This is a genomic window from Sphingomonas sp., assembly GCF_048594985.1.
Classification (GTDB): domain Bacteria; phylum Pseudomonadota; class Alphaproteobacteria; order Sphingomonadales; family Sphingomonadaceae; genus Sphingomonas_I.
This window is the reverse complement of record NZ_JBMDXG010000287.1, coordinates 1-2076: the sequence shown is the minus strand read 5'-3', so window position 1 is coordinate 2076 and position 2076 is coordinate 1. Positions and strand designations below refer to the sequence as shown.

Sequence of the window (2076 nt, the reverse complement as noted above, 5' to 3'; positions counted from 1 at the left end):
GATCCGAAGGCAAGGCTCATGGCGCGCCACGCTCGCCTCCGGCCATGGAATATTGGCCTCGCCCGCCCGGCGGCGAGGCCCCGCTCAGGGGCAGGCGCCGGGGGCCCGCGTCTCGCGGCGCCCCCGGCCGTCCGTCACTCTTCTTCTTCGAACGACACCGCCACGGCGGCATTGGCCGACAGGCGAACCTGGTCGCCCTCGACCTCGGCGACCAGCCCGCCCGAAATATAATGATGGTGGCCGCTGTGGCCGCCCTCGGCGCCCTCAATCTCGGCGCTCGCATCCTTCTTGGTCAGCTTGATGCGGTCGCCCTCGACCTTGTCGACCGTGCCGACATGGACCCCGTCCGCGCCGATGACTTCCATATGTTCCTTGATGTTCGACAGATCGGCCATGATGGTCTCCTTTGAGGATTGCCGGCGGGGAACGCGCCGGCCGCTGGAAGGATGCTGACGCCCCGATGCCGGTTTCGCAATGGATCATGCTCGCGCTTGGGCTCGGCTTTGGCGCGCTCGGCCTGCCCGTGCTGCTGCGCGGGGGCGGCGTCCGCCGCCTGCTCGGCCTGCGCGACGCGCCCGAGACGACGTACGTGCTGCGCATCGTCGGCGCGATGCTGTCCGCGCTCGGGCTGATCCTCATCGTGTTCGCGCTGGCTTATGCCAGCGCAAGCGGGGCCTGAGCGCCTCAGCCGTAATAGAGCCGGTAGATCCGCCGGATCGCCACCGCGCCCGCGCCGATCAGCACCGCCAGCGGCAGCCCGATCGAGGCGGCGTTCGACATGCCGAACGCGCGCAGCAATTCCTTGATGCCCATCACCGCCTCGTGCCCGACGAACGCCGGGAAGGCGAGCAGCCCCAGGATCAGCAGCAGCCGCGTCGCCACGATCGAGGCTCGCGCGCTCGCCCCCGCCCGCCAGCGCGACATGCCCGCGAACAGCAGCAGGATCGCGCCGGCATAGCTGACCAGCATCAGCACGTTGGCGGCCATGCCACGCCACGCCGCCATCAGCCCCAGCTCGAACGACAGGACGAGGCCCCCGCCGAGCAGCGCCAGCCCCGCGCGCACCAGCTTCGCGCCCTGGTCGGGCTCGGCCATGCTCTGCTCGATCCAGTAGCCGAGCGCGATGCCGACCATCACCTCCGCCAGCATCGCCGGATAGCTGTATTTCGCGACCAGCATCAGTCGCCCGAGCTCCGCCAGCCCGGTCGCGGGCACATGCCCCAGCCAGAGCCGGAACAGCGCGCTCGCCAGCAGCAGGCCGACCACGCACAGCAGCGCGTCGAGCGCCTGGTGCCGCATCCGCGCCACCCCGCGCAGCACCAGCCCCGCCGACAGCACCATCAGCAGGTAGAAGAACAGCACGTTGTAGAAGAAGCTCGCCGCCCATTGCGGCCCGATCGATCCCTGTTCGATCAGCACGGTCGCGTTGCGCGTCAGGCCGATGATGAACACGCCCACCGCCAGCACGATCGCATTGGTGCGCAGCTTGGCGCGGAACCGGTCGGGATGGCGCCGGAGGCTCGGCAGATAGAAGAAGCTGAGGCCGATGCCGAACACGATCGCGAAGCCCGGCGTGCCCAGGCGGAAGATCGGATTGACGAGCTCCCCCGCCAGTTCGCGGAAGCGCCCGGCGCGGGCGATGAAGAACGGCCCCCAATGCGCCGCGATCACCACCATCACCAGCAGGCCGCGCGTCATGTTGATCGCGTCGCTGGTCCGCGCCTGCGCGCCGACGGCGGCACGCGCGCCCGGCTCCATCGCCGCAATCTCGGCGATGCTGCGCCCTTCGAGCATCGCCTGCGCCATGTCCTTGGCGATCCCGGCGCGCTCCATCTTCAGCATCGCGCCGATCACCGACAGCGAATCGCCGCCCAGTTCGAAGAAGGTCTCGTTGCGGCCGATATGCGGCACGCCCAGCACGTCGCGCCAGATCGCGGCGATCTCCTCCTCGCGCGGCGACAGCGCCGCATCGGTCGCGGCGGCGGCGGCGGAGGGCGCGGCCGTCTTCGGCGCGGCGTCGGAATAGAGTTCGGTCAGGATCTGGCGCCGGACCTTGCCCGTCTCGGTACGCGGGAT

3 protein-coding genes are annotated in these 2076 nt (G+C 70.0%); 1 reads left to right on the top strand and 2 read right to left on the bottom strand.

Going from position 1 to position 2076, the window contains the following annotated elements; all coding sequences use genetic code 11:
• Positions 1-134: 134 nt before the first annotated feature.
• Complete coding sequence (locus ACOJSF_RS11595) at positions 135-395, bottom strand: DUF2171 domain-containing protein (protein ID WP_420142356.1); 261 nt, start codon at positions 393-395, stop codon at positions 135-137.
• Positions 396-460: 65 nt separating this feature from the next.
• Between ACOJSF_RS11595 and ACOJSF_RS11590 the strand changes: the two genes are divergently transcribed.
• On the top strand, positions 461-679 hold the full coding sequence (locus tag ACOJSF_RS11590) for a hypothetical protein (protein WP_420142355.1): 219 nt from the start codon (positions 461-463) through the stop codon (positions 677-679).
• 5 nt (positions 680-684) lie between these two features.
• On the opposite strand, the gene ACOJSF_RS11585 is transcribed toward ACOJSF_RS11590, so the two are convergent.
• A partial coding sequence (locus tag ACOJSF_RS11585) for a phosphopantetheine-binding protein (protein WP_420142354.1) occupies positions 685-2076 on the bottom strand: 1392 nt, incomplete at its 5' end.

Coding starts and splice junctions, on each gene's coding strand:
- ACOJSF_RS11595 (WP_420142356.1), bottom strand. CDS start 395: ATGGCCGATCTGTCGAACATCAAGGAACATATGGAAGTCATCGGCGCG.
- ACOJSF_RS11590 (WP_420142355.1), top strand. CDS start 461: ATGCCGGTTTCGCAATGGATCATGCTCGCGCTTGGGCTCGGCTTTGGC.